Genomic DNA, 12865 nt, shown 5'->3' with positions numbered 1-12865 from the left:
ACCTACCCTCTGCCTGACGGTGCCCCTGCGGGCTCCGCCCGGTCGTCGCGCGGTCGCGGCCGGCCTCACCACTCGAGCGGGATCTGCTCGTCCTCGGCGGCCGGCTCGCTCGGCGGGACCCCCGCCTTCTGCAGCGCGTAGGCCATGAGGTCGCTGAACACCGGGCCCGCGACGACGCCGCCGTAGATCGACGACTTCGGGTCCTTGAGGAACACGGCGACCGTGAACCGCGGGTCGTCGGCGGGCGCGACGCCGATGAACGACGCCATGTAGCGCGTGCCGCCCGACTCGAAGAGCTGGGCCGTGCCCGTCTTGCCCGCGACGCGGTACCCCGGGACCTGGGCCGTCGTACCGGTGCCCTCCTCCCCGGTCACGGCCTCGAGCATGCGCAGCAGCGTGTCGGCCGTCTCCTGGGAGACGACGCGCACGCCGTCCTCGCGCGGGGCGGGCGTGAACGCGCCGTCGGCCGAGCGCGTGCCCGCGAACAGCGTCGGCGTGAGCCGCACGCCCCCGTTGGCGACCGTGGAGAACACCTGGGTCGCCTGGAGCGCGCTCACGGCCAGGCCCTGGCCGAACAGGATCGTGTACGGCGTGCGCGCGTCGTGGCGCAGCGTGTCCTCGGACGGCAGCAGGCCCGCCGACTCCCCCGGCAGCCCCAGGCCGGTCCGCTCGCCGAAGCCGAACTTGCGCAGGTAGTCGTAGCGCACCTGCACGGGGATCTTCTCCCCCATCTGCACGGTGCCCGTGTTGGACGAGTGCGCGAGGACGCCGGCGAGCGTGAGCCGCTGGACGGGGTGCTCGTGCGAGTCCTTGAACGTCTGGCCGTTGGGCGTGGTGAAGCGGTACGGCACCTCGAACCGGTCGGTCGGCTTCCAGTACCCCTCCTCGAGCGCGGCCGCGACCGAGACGACCTTGCCCGTCGACCCGGGCTCGAACACGTCCTTGACCGCGCGCGAGCCCTCGGCCACCTTGGCGGTCGACCGGTCGTTGGGGTCGACGTCGCCCGAGTCGGCGAGCGCGAGCAGCTCACCCGTGCGCACGTCGCTGACGATCGCCATGCCGTACTGGGCACCCGTGTCGCGGACCGCCTGGTCGAGCAGGTCCTCGGCCTTCCACTGCACGTCCGCGTCGATCGTGAGCACGACGTCGTCGCCCGGCACGGCCTCGACGGCTTCGGAGGCGGCGGTCGGGATCATGACGCCGTCGCGTCCGCGCTCGAAGACGAGCTTGCCGTCGGTGCCCGCCAGCGCGTCGTCGTAGGCCGCCTCGATCCCCCCGGCGCCCTTCTGCTCGTCGTTGACGAAGCCCACGAGCGTGCCTGCGACCGTCCCGGCGGGGTACGTGCGCCGGGACGTGAGGTCGGTGCGCACGTACGCCTGGAGGCGCAGGTCGGCGATCGCCCGCTGCACCTCGGGCACGACGTCCTTCGCCAGGACGACGTACCGCCGGTCGCCGTTGAGCTGCGCCCCGAGCTCGGCCTTGGACTTGCCCAGCACGGGGCCGAGGAGCTGCGCGATGCCGAGGGCGCCGTCCTCGACGGGCTCCCCCTCCGTGTCGACGCGGCCGTTGCCCCGGAAGCCCTGGATCGCCACCTGGTCCGCCACGACGGTGTACCGGTCGACGGACGTGGCCAGCACGGTGCCGTTCGCGTCGACGATGTCGCCGCGGTGGGCGAGCGTGACGCTCGTCGTGAGCCGGTCGGCCTGGGCCGCGGCAGCGAGCGCCGGGCCCTGCACGACCTGGACCTGCACGAGCCGCCCGACGAAGAGAGCGAGCACGATCGCGGCCGCGACGATGAGCCAGCGCTGCCGCCGCTCGGGGTTGCCCGGCTCGCGCGCGGGCGCCGGGGGACGCGCCGCGGGCGGGCGCCGCGCCGGAGTGCGCCGCGCCGGGGCGGCGGCGCGCGGCGCCGCCTGGCGCGACGTGGTCGTGGTCCGGCGGGCCGACGTCCGCGGCGAGCCGGCCGTCGCCGCGCGCGTCGAGCCTGGCGTCGACGCGCGCGGCGTCCCGGCGCGCGGCGTGCTGCGGGACGGGGTCACGCGACGATTCTGCGCGCCGGACCGCGGCCGCGGGCGCGCACCCTCCCCGCGTGTCGGGCTCACGGCTGCTCCGCCGGAGGCGCCGCCACCACCTCGCCGGTCGCGACGCTGAACATCGTGGGGTTCTCGGCCGGCACCATGCCCATCTGCTGCGCGCGCTGCGGCAGCGAGGCCTGCGCCGCCCGGAGCTCGGCCTGGCGCTCCTGGACGTCCTGGGCGACCTGGCCGACCTCCTTCTGCAGGCGGGCCATCTCGTACGACCCGCGCGCCATCGTCGTGTTGAGCAGCAGCGCCGCGAGCAGCGCGGCGGCCAGGATCGACGCGCACAGCACGTAGAACGGCACCCCGGACGCCGACTGCAGCGGCGCCCGGACGACGTCGAGCCGCCGGCCCCGCTCGGCCGCTCCCCCGGGCAGCGCGGTCAGGGGCGCGCGGCGCGGGCGCGTGGTCGTGGTCCTCCGGTCGGGTGCGACGGCCGGGGCACGCAGTGCACTCATCAGCGCTCCTCCTTCGGCAGCAGGTGGGACGGGGTGGGTCGGACGCGGCGCGCGGCACGCAGGCGGACCGACGCCGCGCGCGGGTTGCGCTCCAGCTCGTCCGCGTCGGCCTCCTCGGCGCCGCGGGTCAGCGCCTCGAGGTACGGCCGGTGCGTCTCGGGCTCGACCGGCAGGCCGGGAGGGGCACTCGACGTCGTGCCCCGCGCGATGGCCCGCTTGACGATGCGGTCCTCGAGCGAGTGGTACGACTCGACGACGATGCGGCCGTCGACCGCGAGCGTCTCGATCGCGGCCGGCACGGCCCGCTCGAGCACCTCGAGCTCGCCGTTGACCTCGATCCGCAGCGCCTGGAAGGTCCGCTTGGACGGGTTGCCGCCGGTGCGGCGCGTGGCCGCCGGGATCGCGTCCCGCACGAGGTCGGCGAGCTCGGCCGTGCGCGCCCAGGGCTGCTTCTCGCGGCGCCGCACGATCGCGCGGGCGATGCGCTGCGCGAACCGCTCCTCGCCGTACTCGCGCAGGATCCGCGTCAGCTCGCGCTCGTCGTAGGTGTTGAGCACGTCGGCCGCGGTGATGCCCCGCGACTGGTCCATCCGCATGTCGAGGGGCGCGTCCTGCGCGTACGCGAAGCCGCGCTCGGCCTCGTCGAGCTGCAGCGACGAGACGCCGAGGTCCATGAGCACGCCCTGCACGGCGTCCAGGCCCTCGTCCGCGACGACGTCGCGGATCTCGTCGTAGACGGCGTGCACGGGCGTGAAGCGGTCCCCGAACCGCGCGAGGCGGCGCGACGCGAGCTCGAGCGCCTGCGGGTCGCGGTCGATGCCGATCACGCGGGCCGTAGGCACCTGCTCGAGGACGGCCTCGGAGTGGCCGCCCATCCCGAGCGTGCAGTCGACGAGGACGCTGCCGGGCTCGCGCAGGGCCGGGGCGAGGAGGTCGACGCACCGCTGGAGGAGCACGGGCAGGTGCCGGTCCTGCGGACGGCGCGCGCCGTCGTCGGGCGCGTCCGGCGTGGTGCTGCTCATGGTCTCCTCCTCTCGGCGGGTGCTCGGGGTGTGTCGGCCCCGCCCGGCCAGGTCTCCCTCCGCGTCGTTCTGGCGCCGGGGAAGTGCGCCAGACCCTCGCGGGAGGAGGCCTCGCCGTGCGGGGCCAGGTCTGCTGGTCTGCTGCTGCGTCTGCTGTGCGGTTGTCGGGCTCAGAACTGCAGGTCGGGGAAGATCTGCTCCGCGGTGTCGGAGTAGGACTCCTCCTGCGCCGCGAGGTACGTCTCCCACGCCTGCTTGTCCCAGACCTCCACGCGGGTGCCGGCGCCGATCACGGCGACGTCCCGGTCGAGACCGGCGTACTCGCGCAGGGCCGCCGGGATGACCACCCGGCCCTGCTTGTCCGGCACCTCGTCGCTCGCCCCCGACAGGAACACGCGCAGGTAGTCGCGCGCCTGCCGGCTGGTGACCGGCGCCTGCCGGACCTGCTCGTACATGCGGGAGAACTCGTCCATCGGAAGGAGGAAGAGGCAGCGCTCCTGCCCCCTCGTCATGACGAGCCCGGGAGCGAGACGGGCGCGGAACTTCGCGGGGAGGATGAGCCGACCCTTCTCGTCGAGCTTGGGGGTGTACGTGCCCAGCAGCAGCCCGGTCCCCGGAAAGTCCCCTGCCACGGCCCGCACCTCCCCTCGCGCTCCCGCACGCTCCACGCTACTCCACTTTGCTCCACCTGGCGCGGGAAAAGACGGGGAGAACTCCCCATCTTCACCCGCTCTCCTCACGTCTCCCCAGGTCAGCGCACCGGCCGTCCGGTGGAGCGCGGTGGAGCGCGACACGCCGCCGCGCAGCGCTGCTCCACCGCGACCCCACGCGGGCACCCACGGGGGTGTGACGGGTGCCACGTCGCGGGCCCGGGTCCACTACGCTTCTGGGACCGGCTCCGTGCTGCTGCGGCGCCGACCGAACCGACGCGCCGCACCCCGGAGGTCGCTCGTGCAGCCCGAACCCGCCTCCCCCTCCCTGACCGAGGCCCGGCCGCACGGCGGCGGCCCGCTCGACCCGGCACCCGAGGTGCTCTCGGAGACGCTCGAGGAGCTCGTCAGCACGATCGGGCGGGTCAGGGAGGCGATCGAGTCGGTCGTCGCCGGCCGGCCCGCGCTGGCCGACATCACGCTGGCCGTGCTGCTGGCCGAGGGCCATCTCCTCGTCGAGGACGTGCCGGGCGTCGGCAAGACCACGCTGGCCAAGGCGCTCGCGCGGAGCATCGACTGCCACGTGGGACGCATCCAGTTCACGCCCGACCTGCTGCCCAGCGACCTCACGGGCGTCAACATCTTCCGCACCGCGACGCACGACTTCGAGTTCCGCCCCGGCCCGGTGTTCAACAACATCGTCATCGGCGACGAGATCAACCGCGCCTCGCCCAAGACGCAGTCGGCCCTGCTCGAGTGCATGGAGGAGGGCCAGACGACGGTCGACGGCACCACGTACACGCTGCCGCGACCGTTCCTCGTCGTGGCGACGCAGAACCCGGTCGAGATGGAGGGCACCTACCCGCTTCCCGAGGCCCAGCGCGACCGGTTCATGGCACGCCTGACCGTCGGGTATCCCGAGAACGACGCCGAGATGCTCATGCTCGACCGGCAGGAGGCCGCGACCCCGCTGGCCCACCTCGAGCCCGTGACCACGGGGTCGACCATCAGCCGGTACGCCGCGCTCGTCCGCACGGTGCACGCGGCGCCGGCGGTGAAGCAGTACGTGCTGGACCTCGTCGCGGCCACGCGCGGCCACGACGGGCTGCGCCTCGGCGCCTCGCCCCGCGCGTCGCTCCAGCTGCTGCGCGCCGCCAAGGCGCTCGCCGCGATGTCGGGCCGCGAGCACGTGCTGCCGGACGACGTCCAGGCGCTCGCGCGCCCCGTCCTCGCTCACCGGCTGATCCTCAGCACCGAGTCCCGGCTCGCGGGCACCTCCGCCGAGCAGCTCGTCGACGAGATCGTCCAGCGCACGCCCGTCCCGGCCGCGGCCGGCCGTCGCTGACGGGGGCGTCGTGGCCGACGACGGCGCGCTGCGGCAGGCGGTCCGGCGGATCGCCCGGGTCCGGCTGACCGGCCGGGGCGTCGCGCTGCTGTGCACCGGCGGGGTGCTCGTCGTCGTCGGGATCGTGCTCGCGCTCCCGGACGTCGTCGGCCTCGGCGCGGCCGGCGCGCTCGCGGTGGGGGCGGCCTGGGTCGCCATGGGGCTCCAGCGGCTCGACTCGGGCCGCGGCGCGCTGGTCGTGACCCGCCAGATCGCGCCCAACCCGGTCGTGCGCGGCCAGAGCGCCGACGCGCAGCTGCTCGTCGCGGCCCGCGCACGCAGCGGCGCCGCCTACGAGCGGCTGGCGCGCCTGCGGCTGTCCGAGCAGGCGGCGCACGAGCTCGCCGGACCCCACGGCATCCGGGCGTCCGTCTCCGCGCACCCCGACCGCGTCGCGGTGCGCTACTCCCTCGTCCCGGTGCGCCGCGGGCGCTGGGCGCTCGGCCCGCTCCTGACGACCCGCACCGACGTGTTCGGGCTCGTGCGCACGACCCAACCGCTCGGCGAGGCGACGTCGGTCGCCGTGTGGCCCCGGACGACCGAGCTGAGCGCGCGCACGCGCGTACGCGGCGAGGTCGACCGTGCCGCGACCGGCGCACGGCTCGCGTCGACCGACGACTCGGTGCTGCGCGAGTACGTGGCCGGCGACGACCCCCGGCGCGTGCACTGGGCCCGGTCGGCGCGCCAGGGCCGGCTCATGGTCCGTGCCGACGAGAGCTCGGGCGTGCGGCCCGTGACCGTCCTGCTCGACCGCGCGCTCCTGCCGCCCCCGGTCGAGCCTCGCACGGGCCCGTGGCCGACCCAGCGCTCGGTCCAGGCCGTCGACGACGGCGAGTGGGCCGTCGAGCTCGCCGCGTCGATCGCCGTGGCGTTCCTCGAGGCCGGCCACCCCGCGCGGCTCGTGCCGACAAGCGTCGTCACCCACGCCACCACGTCGCGGTTCGTCACCGGTGCCCGGGCCGGCCGTCCGACGGTCCTCGACGCGACGGTCGACCTGCACGGGCACCGCAACGCGGCCGAGGCCGAGCGCGCGCTCACGGCGACCGTCCGCTCGCTGCGCCTCGACCGGGGCACGGGCGAGATCACGGTCGCGCTGCTCGGGCCGGTGGCCGCGGCGGCGCGGCACGACCTCGCGTCGCTCGCGGCCGAGGGCGTGTGCTGGGCGCTCGTGGTCCAGCCCCGCGCCGTCGGCTTCGGGCACGACGCCGCCGAGACGGTCACGGCCCTGCGCACGGCCGGCTGGCGCGTCGCCACCTGCCCGCCCGGGACGCCCGCGGACCGCGCGTGGGCCCTGCTCCAGGAGCGTGCCGAGTGATCCCCGCCCACGCGAGCCCCACGACCCGCCTCGCGGCGACCGCCGTGCTCGTCACGGTCGCCGTCGCGGCGTCCATGCTCGCCCTGACGACCGTCATCCTGCCCGGCGCCTGGGTCAGCACCGGGCTGATCGGCGTCGCGCTCGTCGGGACCTCGACCGCCGTCGTGCGCGAGCTGGTCGAGCGTCGTCGCCGCACGTCCCGCCGCGGCGACGACGGCTCGGGCTCGGTCCTGCCGACGCTCGCCGGCTGCGCCGTGGCGCTCTGGTACGTCGTCGCCCGCTTCGGCTCGCCGACCGGCGGGCTCGACGTGGTGGTCGGCCCCGAGCACCTCGGCCGCACGCTCGAGCGCGTCGGCGAGGCGGGCGAGATCATCCGGTCCGAGGTCGCTCCGGTGCCCGGATCGCTGCCGGTCGCGCTGCTCGCGGTGGGCGGCACGCTCCTCGTGCACCTGCTCGCCGACGCGCTCGCGGGCGGGCTGCGCCGTCCCGCCGTGGCGGGCGCCCCGATGCTCGCCCTGTGGTGCCCGCCGCTCGTGCTCACCGGCCGCGTCCAGCCCGTGGTCTTCGTCGTGACCGTCGTCGCGCTCCTCCTGCTGCTGACGCTCGACGGGCCGGTCGGCGCGCGGGCGCGGCGGCGCGGCGAGCGCCTCGACCCGGGCGTGCGCCGCGCCGAGCGGGCGCGCTCGCTCGTCACCACGACGACCGCGGCGAGCGTCACCGTCGTCGCGCTGCTGGTGGGGAGCGCGTCGAGCGCGCTGCCCGGCGTCGCCGGGGGCTGGTACCGCGCCTTCACGACGACGGGCGACACGATCCGCCTCTCCGAGGACCTCGACATCCTGCGCAGCCTCACCGAGCGCTCGAACAGCGTGGTCCTCACCTACCGGACCGACAGCGGCGAGGACGTCGGGCCGCTGCGCAGCTACACCGCGACCGCGTTCGACGGCCGGCGCTGGCAGCGCGGCGCCGACCGCGCGGGCCGAGACTTCGACGCGGGCCAGGTGCTGTGGCCCGGCGGCCTCGACGTGCCCACGGCCGGCACGACGAACGTCACGGTGACCGTCGGCGAGCTGCGCGACGACAAGCTTCCCCTGCCGACCGACCCCCGGGAGCTGGCCGTCGACGGCGGGTGGGGCTACGACGAGGTCCGCGACGAGGTCGTCGGCGACCGCACCGACCCGGGCCAGGTCTACGAGCTGGGCGTGCACGAGCGCGAGCTGTCACCCGACGTGCTGCGCGCGGCGCCGGCGCCCGAGATCGACCCGGCCTACACGGAGCTGCCCACGACGCAGCACGGCGACGACGTCGCCGCGCTCGCGCGCGAGGTCGCCGGCGACGCCGACAACGCCTACGACCAGGCCGTGGCCCTGCAGGGCTGGTTCCGCGACCCGTCCGTCTTCACGTACGCGACCGAGCTGCCCCGCGGCTCCACGGGCGACCCCGTCTGGGACTTCCTCGACCACCGCACCGGGTACTGCCTGCAGTTCGCGACCACCATGGTCGTGATGGCGCGCTCGCTCGGCATCCCGGCCCGCCTCGCGGTGGGTCACCTCCCCGGGACCGACGTCGAGGAGGGCACGTGGGAGATCCGCGGGCAGGACTCGCACGCGTGGCCCGAGCTCTACTTCGAGGGCGCGGGGTGGGTCCGCTTCGAGCCGACGCCCGCGGTCCAGACCGGCGTCGCCCCGACGTACACGAACCCGGCCACCGGCCAGGACGTCCCGCTGCCCGTGCCCACCGGCGCCGACGAGGTGCCGCGCGAGCAGGTGCCGCCGCCCGAGCGCGAGGACCCTGCGGCGACCGCGGTCCCGCGGGCCGGCGGCGTCGGGACCGCCGACGCGGGCCTGCCCGGCTGGACGTGGGTCGTCGCGGGCGTCGGCGGCGTCCTGGTCCTCGCCGGCGCGGTCCTGCTGCTCGTGCGCCGCCGCACCGTCATCCCCCTGGTCGACCCGGAGCGCGCCTGGCAGCGGGTCGTCTCCGCGCTGCGGGAGGGCGGGATCGAGCTGCCGCCGCCCACGACGCTGCGGCGGGCCCCGGAGGTCATCGCCGCCCGCGTCGAGTCACGCCTCGGCGCGCCGCTGCCCGAGGAGGTCCTCGAGGACCTCGTGGCGCTCGCCGACGCCGCGGAGGCCGCCCGATACGCGCGCACGCCCGGCCCGTACTCGCCGAGCGAGCTCGAGACGCTCGCCGACTCCGTCACCGACGGTCTGACCCCGGCCCTTGCGACGCGGTCCTGACCGGGAACGGCGAGGCGTCCGGAACGACAAGCCCGCCGGGAACGACAAGGCCCGCCGCGACGCGGGCGTCGCGACGGGCCGGTCGGGCCGTCGTGGTGCGTGGGCTGCTAGCGCCCCTCGCGGCGGCGGCGCTCCCAGCGCTCCTCGAGCCGTGCCAGGAAGCCGTCGCCCGTGGTCGTGGTCTTGGTGGTGCCGCGACCGGCCTTGCGCCCGCCGGGCTGCGGCCCGGCCGACGCGTCGACCGTCCCGTCCGGACGAACCACCCCGACCGGACCGCTCTTGCGGGGGGCGGCGAAGGCGTAGGCCACGCCGGCGAACATGAGGACGAACCCGATGACGCCGACCACGGGCCTCGAGGTCGCCGCCCCGAGGACGAGCAGGAGGAGACCGGCGACGACGCCGACGCCGGCCAGGACGTAGCGCAGCGGCGAACGCCGGCTCGTCTGCTGCAGGGTGTTCGCCAGACGGGGGTCGTCGCTGGTCAGCGCGCGCTCCATCTGCTCCAGCACGCGCTGCTCGTACTCGGACAGAGGCATCGAGACCCCCGGATCTCGCGGTGGAACAGTGACACACTCAGGATATGCCTGCGGCGCCCCGCACGGTAGTTGACGGCACTCTGGTTGCCCCCGTCAAGTCCTCGGGGCCGTCCGGACCGGCGCGGGGGCCGGTGCACCGAGCCCGATCGCCGCCCTCCCGAAGCGTTCCCGGACGGCGTCGAGCGCGAGCTCCGCCTCCCGCCGGGCCTCGGTGCGGGCGTCGACCGCCTCGTCGAGCGTGGGCTGCGCGGCCAGGCCGGTGCGCCGCTCGAGGTTCTCCGCCCGCACGCCGACGAGGCGGACGGCGAGCCCCCGCCGGTCGACGCCGGCGAAGAGCTCGCGCGCGACCGCGTAGATCTCCTGGGCGAGGTCGGTCGGGGTCGGCAGGGTCCGCGACCTCGTGAGCGTGCGGAAGTCGCTCGTGCGCACCTTGAGCGCGATCGTCCGGCCCACCGTGTCCTGGCGGCGGAGCCGGCCCGCGACGCGGTCCGCGAGCTCGAGCAGCCGACGCTCGACCGCGGCGGCGTCCCAGAGGTCCTGATCGAACGTCGTCTCGGCGCCGACGCTGCGCTCGGCGTGCTCGGGCACCACGGGCCGCGGGTCGCGCCCCCACGCGAGGTCGTGCAGGTGGGCGCCGTGGACGGCGCCGACCGCGGCCTGGAGCGTCGGCACGTCGGTGTCGGCGAGCTGCGCGACCGTGGTGATGCCCCACCGTGCGAGCGCCTGCTCCGTCTTCTCCCCCACGCCCCACAGCGCCCCCACGGGGAGCGTGCGCAGGAACGCGACGGTCGCGTCGGCCGGGACGAGCAGCATCCCGTCGGGCTTGGCGTGGGTCGAGGCGAGCTTCGCCACGAACTTGTTCTGCGCGATCCCGACCGAGCACGTGATCCCGTGCTCCGCACGGACACGCTCGCGCAGGCGCGCGGCGATCTCGGTCGGGGCGCCGAGGCGGCGCCGCGCGCCCGACACGTCGAGGAACGCCTCGTCGACGCTGACCTGCTCGACGAGCGCCGTGATCTCGCCCAGCATCCCCATGACCGAGCGCGAGACCTCGTGGTAGAGCGCGTGGTCGGGCGGCACGACGACGGCCTGGGGGCACAGCCGACGCGCGGCCGCCATCGACATCGCGGACCGGACCCCGAACGCCCGCGCCTCGTACGTCGCGGCCAGCACGACGCCGCGCTCGCGCCCGCCGACGATCACCGGCCGGCCGCGCAGCTCGGGACGCCGAGCCAGCTCGCACGACGCGAAGAAGGCGTCCATGTCCACGTGCAGCACCGGCGTGCCGGACTCGTCCGAGCCCCAGTCGCGGTTCGCGCCGGCTGCGCGCGGGGCGCGGCTCACGAGGCCGCCGACGCCGTCGCGAACGGCCGGGCGAAGCCGGCGTCGGGGTCGACGAGCATGCCAACCTCGTCACGGAAGTCCTCCGCGCACGCGACCAGCTCGTCGGCGCGCGCGGGCGGCACCTCCTCGCCGTGCCCGGCGTCGACGGCGGCACGCAGCCGCGCGCCCGAGGCGAAGTACACCGACCACGCCGACAGGCCCGGCTCGACGACCGCGAGCATGTCCCACACGGAGCGCGCACCGGAGCGCCGCGAAGGCCTTCCCCGCAGCGCCACGACCGCGGCGGCGGCGCGGAGCGCCGCGAGATGAGCGTGGACGAAGCGCTCCGCGGCGTCGGCCGCGGCCTCCGCCGCCGCGAGCTCGGCGTCCGCGCGCGCCAGCAGTCGGGCGACGTCGGGCGGGACGACCCGAGGTCCCGCCGTCCGGGTCGAGGTCCGAGGCGACATGGCACACCTCCCGTGGTCCTGCGGGCACCGCCCGCGGCTCCAGTGTCGAACACCTGTTCGATCTCTGTCAATCGCGCCGGCGACCGCGGCTGGGAGACTGTCCCCATGGCCCGCCGCACCCGCCCGCGACGCTCCCCAGGATCCCCCGAGGCACCGACACTGCCCGAGGGCCCGGTCGAGATCGACACGGGCACCGCGCACCTCGAGCGGGACCCCGACCACCCGGAGCGGGTGACGCTGCACGTCAACGGCGTGCCGAGCTCGGCCCTGGACCTCGCCGACCCCGGGTTCCTCGCGTTCGAGTACATGCAGCAGATGGCCGCCGTCCTCGCACTCCTCCCGCCGGGCCCGCTGCGCGTGCTGCACCTCGGCGCGGCGGGCTGCGCGCTCGCCCGGTACGTCGAGCACGAGCGGCCCGGCTCGCGCCAGCTCGGCGTCGACGTCGACGCGCGCCTGACGACGCTCGTGCGGGAGTGGTTCGCGCTCCCCCGCTCGCCGCTGCTGCGGCTGCGAGCCGACGACGCCGGCCGTGCGCTCGAGGGCGTCGTGCCGGGCTCGTACGACGTCGTCGTGCGCGACGTGTTCGCGGACGACCGGACGCCCGAGCACCTCGCGGGCACGGCGTTCGCCGCGGCGGCGCACCGCGCGCTGCGGCCCGGCGGCGTGCTGCTCGCCAACTGCGCCGACCGGCCGCCCCTGACGCTCGCGCGCCGGGAGCTCGCGACGCTGGCGCGGGCGTTCGGCGGCGACGCCGCGGCGGCCGGACGGCTCGCCGCCGTCGCCGAGCCGGGCGTGCTCAAGGGGCGGCGCTACGGCAACGTCGTGCTCGTCGCCGTCCGGGCGGCCGAGGGCGAGGAGGACGGCGCGGGTGCCGCCGGCGGCCCGCCGGCGCGACCCGACCTGGGCGACCCCGCGCTCGGCCGGGGCCTGCGGACGCTCGCGGTGCCGGCGCGTCTCCTCGCGGGCGACGACGTCGCGCGGTTCGTCGGGACGGCCGCGGCCCTGCCCTGAGGCGGCGGAGCGAGGCGGCGGAGCCGTCCGGACGCGCGACGAGGGCCGCGCCCCGGGCGGGGACGCGGCCCTCGTCGGTCGCCCGGGGGGCGTCAGAGCGGGACGACCTGCTCCGCCTGCGGCCCCTTGGGGCCCTGGGTGATCTCGAACTCGACCCGCTGGGCCTCCTCGAGGGTGCGGTACCCCTGCGACTGGATCGCCGAGTAGTGCACGAAGACGTCGGCCCCGCCGCCGTCCTGAGCGATGAAGCCGTAGCCCTTCTCCGCGTTGAACCACTTCACAGAACCCTGCGTCATGCTGATCCTTCGACCTTCCGTCCACCCGTCACGGGCGGACCGGCCGGCCGCCCGTCGCTGCAAGAGTTCGCCGACGCCGGTTCGTGCGTGG

12 protein-coding genes are annotated in these 12865 nt (G+C 76.1%); 4 read left to right on the top strand and 8 right to left on the bottom strand.

The annotated features are described in order from the left end of the window. Nucleotides 1–65 precede the first annotated feature (65 nt). From ISOVA_RS06465 to mraZ, 4 genes are all read right to left on the bottom strand, one after another. Nucleotides 66–2039, bottom strand: coding sequence for a peptidoglycan D,D-transpeptidase FtsI family protein (locus ISOVA_RS06465; RefSeq protein WP_186004577.1), 1974 nt, complete (start codon nucleotides 2037–2039; stop codon nucleotides 66–68). 59 nt (nucleotides 2040–2098) lie between these two features. Next, complete coding sequence (gene ftsL / locus ISOVA_RS06460) at nucleotides 2099–2536, bottom strand: cell division protein FtsL (RefSeq protein ID WP_013838444.1); 438 nt, start codon at nucleotides 2534–2536, stop codon at nucleotides 2099–2101. Further along, nucleotides 2536–3558, bottom strand: a complete 1023-nt coding sequence (rsmH, locus tag ISOVA_RS06455) for a 16S rRNA (cytosine(1402)-N(4))-methyltransferase RsmH (protein WP_013838443.1) — start codon at nucleotides 3556–3558, stop codon at nucleotides 2536–2538. The genes ftsL and rsmH overlap by 1 nt, the downstream gene beginning before the upstream one ends. Nucleotides 3559–3728: 170 nt before the next feature. After that, nucleotides 3729–4163 carry a division/cell wall cluster transcriptional repressor MraZ gene (mraZ, locus tag ISOVA_RS06450; RefSeq protein WP_041295214.1) on the bottom strand — a complete coding sequence of 145 codons (435 nt, stop codon included), beginning with the start codon at nucleotides 4161–4163 and terminating at the stop codon, nucleotides 3729–3731. A gap of 346 nt (nucleotides 4164–4509) precedes the next feature. Between mraZ and ISOVA_RS06445 the strand changes: the two genes are divergently transcribed. From ISOVA_RS06445 to ISOVA_RS06435, 3 genes are read left to right on the top strand one after another with little or no spacing between them, the layout of a single operon-like run. Further along, nucleotides 4510–5553: an AAA family ATPase gene (locus ISOVA_RS06445; RefSeq protein ID WP_013838441.1), complete on the top strand. Its 1044-nt coding sequence runs from the start codon at nucleotides 4510–4512 to the stop codon at nucleotides 5551–5553. A 10-nt stretch (nucleotides 5554–5563) separates the two neighbouring features. Next, the gene (locus tag ISOVA_RS06440) at nucleotides 5564–6907 is read left to right on the top strand and encodes a DUF58 domain-containing protein (RefSeq protein ID WP_013838440.1); all 1344 of its coding nucleotides are present in this window, start codon (nucleotides 5564–5566) and stop codon (nucleotides 6905–6907) included. Next, nucleotides 6904–9141 carry a transglutaminase TgpA family protein gene (locus ISOVA_RS06435; RefSeq protein WP_013838439.1) on the top strand — a complete coding sequence of 746 codons (2238 nt, stop codon included), beginning with the start codon at nucleotides 6904–6906 and terminating at the stop codon, nucleotides 9139–9141. Before ISOVA_RS06440 ends, ISOVA_RS06435 begins: the two co-directional genes overlap by 4 nt. 107 nt (nucleotides 9142–9248) lie before the next feature. Here ISOVA_RS06435 and ISOVA_RS06430 read toward each other — a convergent pair whose 3' ends face one another. The 3 genes from ISOVA_RS06430 to ISOVA_RS06420 form a co-directional block, all read right to left on the bottom strand. Beyond that, a complete protein-coding gene (locus tag ISOVA_RS06430; protein WP_013838438.1) occupies nucleotides 9249–9677 on the bottom strand; it encodes a DUF3040 domain-containing protein in 429 nt (142 codons plus the stop codon). A 93-nt stretch (nucleotides 9678–9770) separates the two neighbouring features. Continuing rightward, nucleotides 9771–11021: a DNA polymerase IV gene (locus tag ISOVA_RS06425; protein WP_013838437.1), complete on the bottom strand. Its 1251-nt coding sequence runs from the start codon at nucleotides 11019–11021 to the stop codon at nucleotides 9771–9773. Continuing rightward, nucleotides 11018–11467, bottom strand: coding sequence for an SAV_6107 family HEPN domain-containing protein (locus tag ISOVA_RS06420; protein WP_013838436.1), 450 nt, complete (start codon nucleotides 11465–11467; stop codon nucleotides 11018–11020). Before ISOVA_RS06420 ends, ISOVA_RS06425 begins: the two co-directional genes overlap by 4 nt. 105 nt (nucleotides 11468–11572) lie before the next feature. Here ISOVA_RS06420 and ISOVA_RS06415 point away from each other — a divergent pair, with 105 nt between their 5' ends. Next, on the top strand, nucleotides 11573–12478 hold the full coding sequence (locus tag ISOVA_RS06415; protein WP_013838435.1) for a spermidine synthase: 906 nt from the start codon (nucleotides 11573–11575) through the stop codon (nucleotides 12476–12478). Nucleotides 12479–12570: 92 nt separating this feature from the next. Here the strand turns inward: ISOVA_RS06415 and ISOVA_RS06410 are convergent, their stop codons facing one another. Then, nucleotides 12571–12774: a cold-shock protein gene (locus tag ISOVA_RS06410; protein ID WP_013838434.1), complete on the bottom strand. Its 204-nt coding sequence runs from the start codon at nucleotides 12772–12774 to the stop codon at nucleotides 12571–12573. Nucleotides 12775–12865: the final 91 nt, after the last annotated feature.

The sequence above is a fragment of the Isoptericola variabilis 225 genome, from assembly GCF_000215105.1.
Taxonomy (GTDB): domain Bacteria; phylum Actinomycetota; class Actinomycetes; order Actinomycetales; family Cellulomonadaceae; genus Isoptericola; species Isoptericola variabilis_A.
The sequence above is the reverse complement of the archived record's forward strand: the minus strand, read 5'-3'. Positions and strand labels throughout refer to the sequence as shown.

What these genes read in the sequence shown, in the direction of transcription:
- ftsL (WP_013838444.1), bottom strand. Translation starts at nt 2,536, where the DNA reads ATGAGTGCACTGCGTGCCCCGGCCGTCGCACCCGACCGGAGGACCACG.
- rsmH (WP_013838443.1), bottom strand. Translation starts at nt 3,558, where the DNA reads ATGAGCAGCACCACGCCGGACGCGCCCGACGACGGCGCGCGCCGTCCG.
- ISOVA_RS06430 (WP_013838438.1), bottom strand. Translation starts at nt 9,677, where the DNA reads ATGCCTCTGTCCGAGTACGAGCAGCGCGTGCTGGAGCAGATGGAGCGC.
- ISOVA_RS06420 (WP_013838436.1), bottom strand. Translation starts at nt 11,467, where the DNA reads ATGTCGCCTCGGACCTCGACCCGGACGGCGGGACCTCGGGTCGTCCCG.
- ISOVA_RS06415 (WP_013838435.1), top strand. Translation starts at nt 11,573, where the DNA reads ATGGCCCGCCGCACCCGCCCGCGACGCTCCCCAGGATCCCCCGAGGCA.
- ISOVA_RS06410 (WP_013838434.1), bottom strand. Translation starts at nt 12,774, where the DNA reads ATGACGCAGGGTTCTGTGAAGTGGTTCAACGCGGAGAAGGGCTACGGC.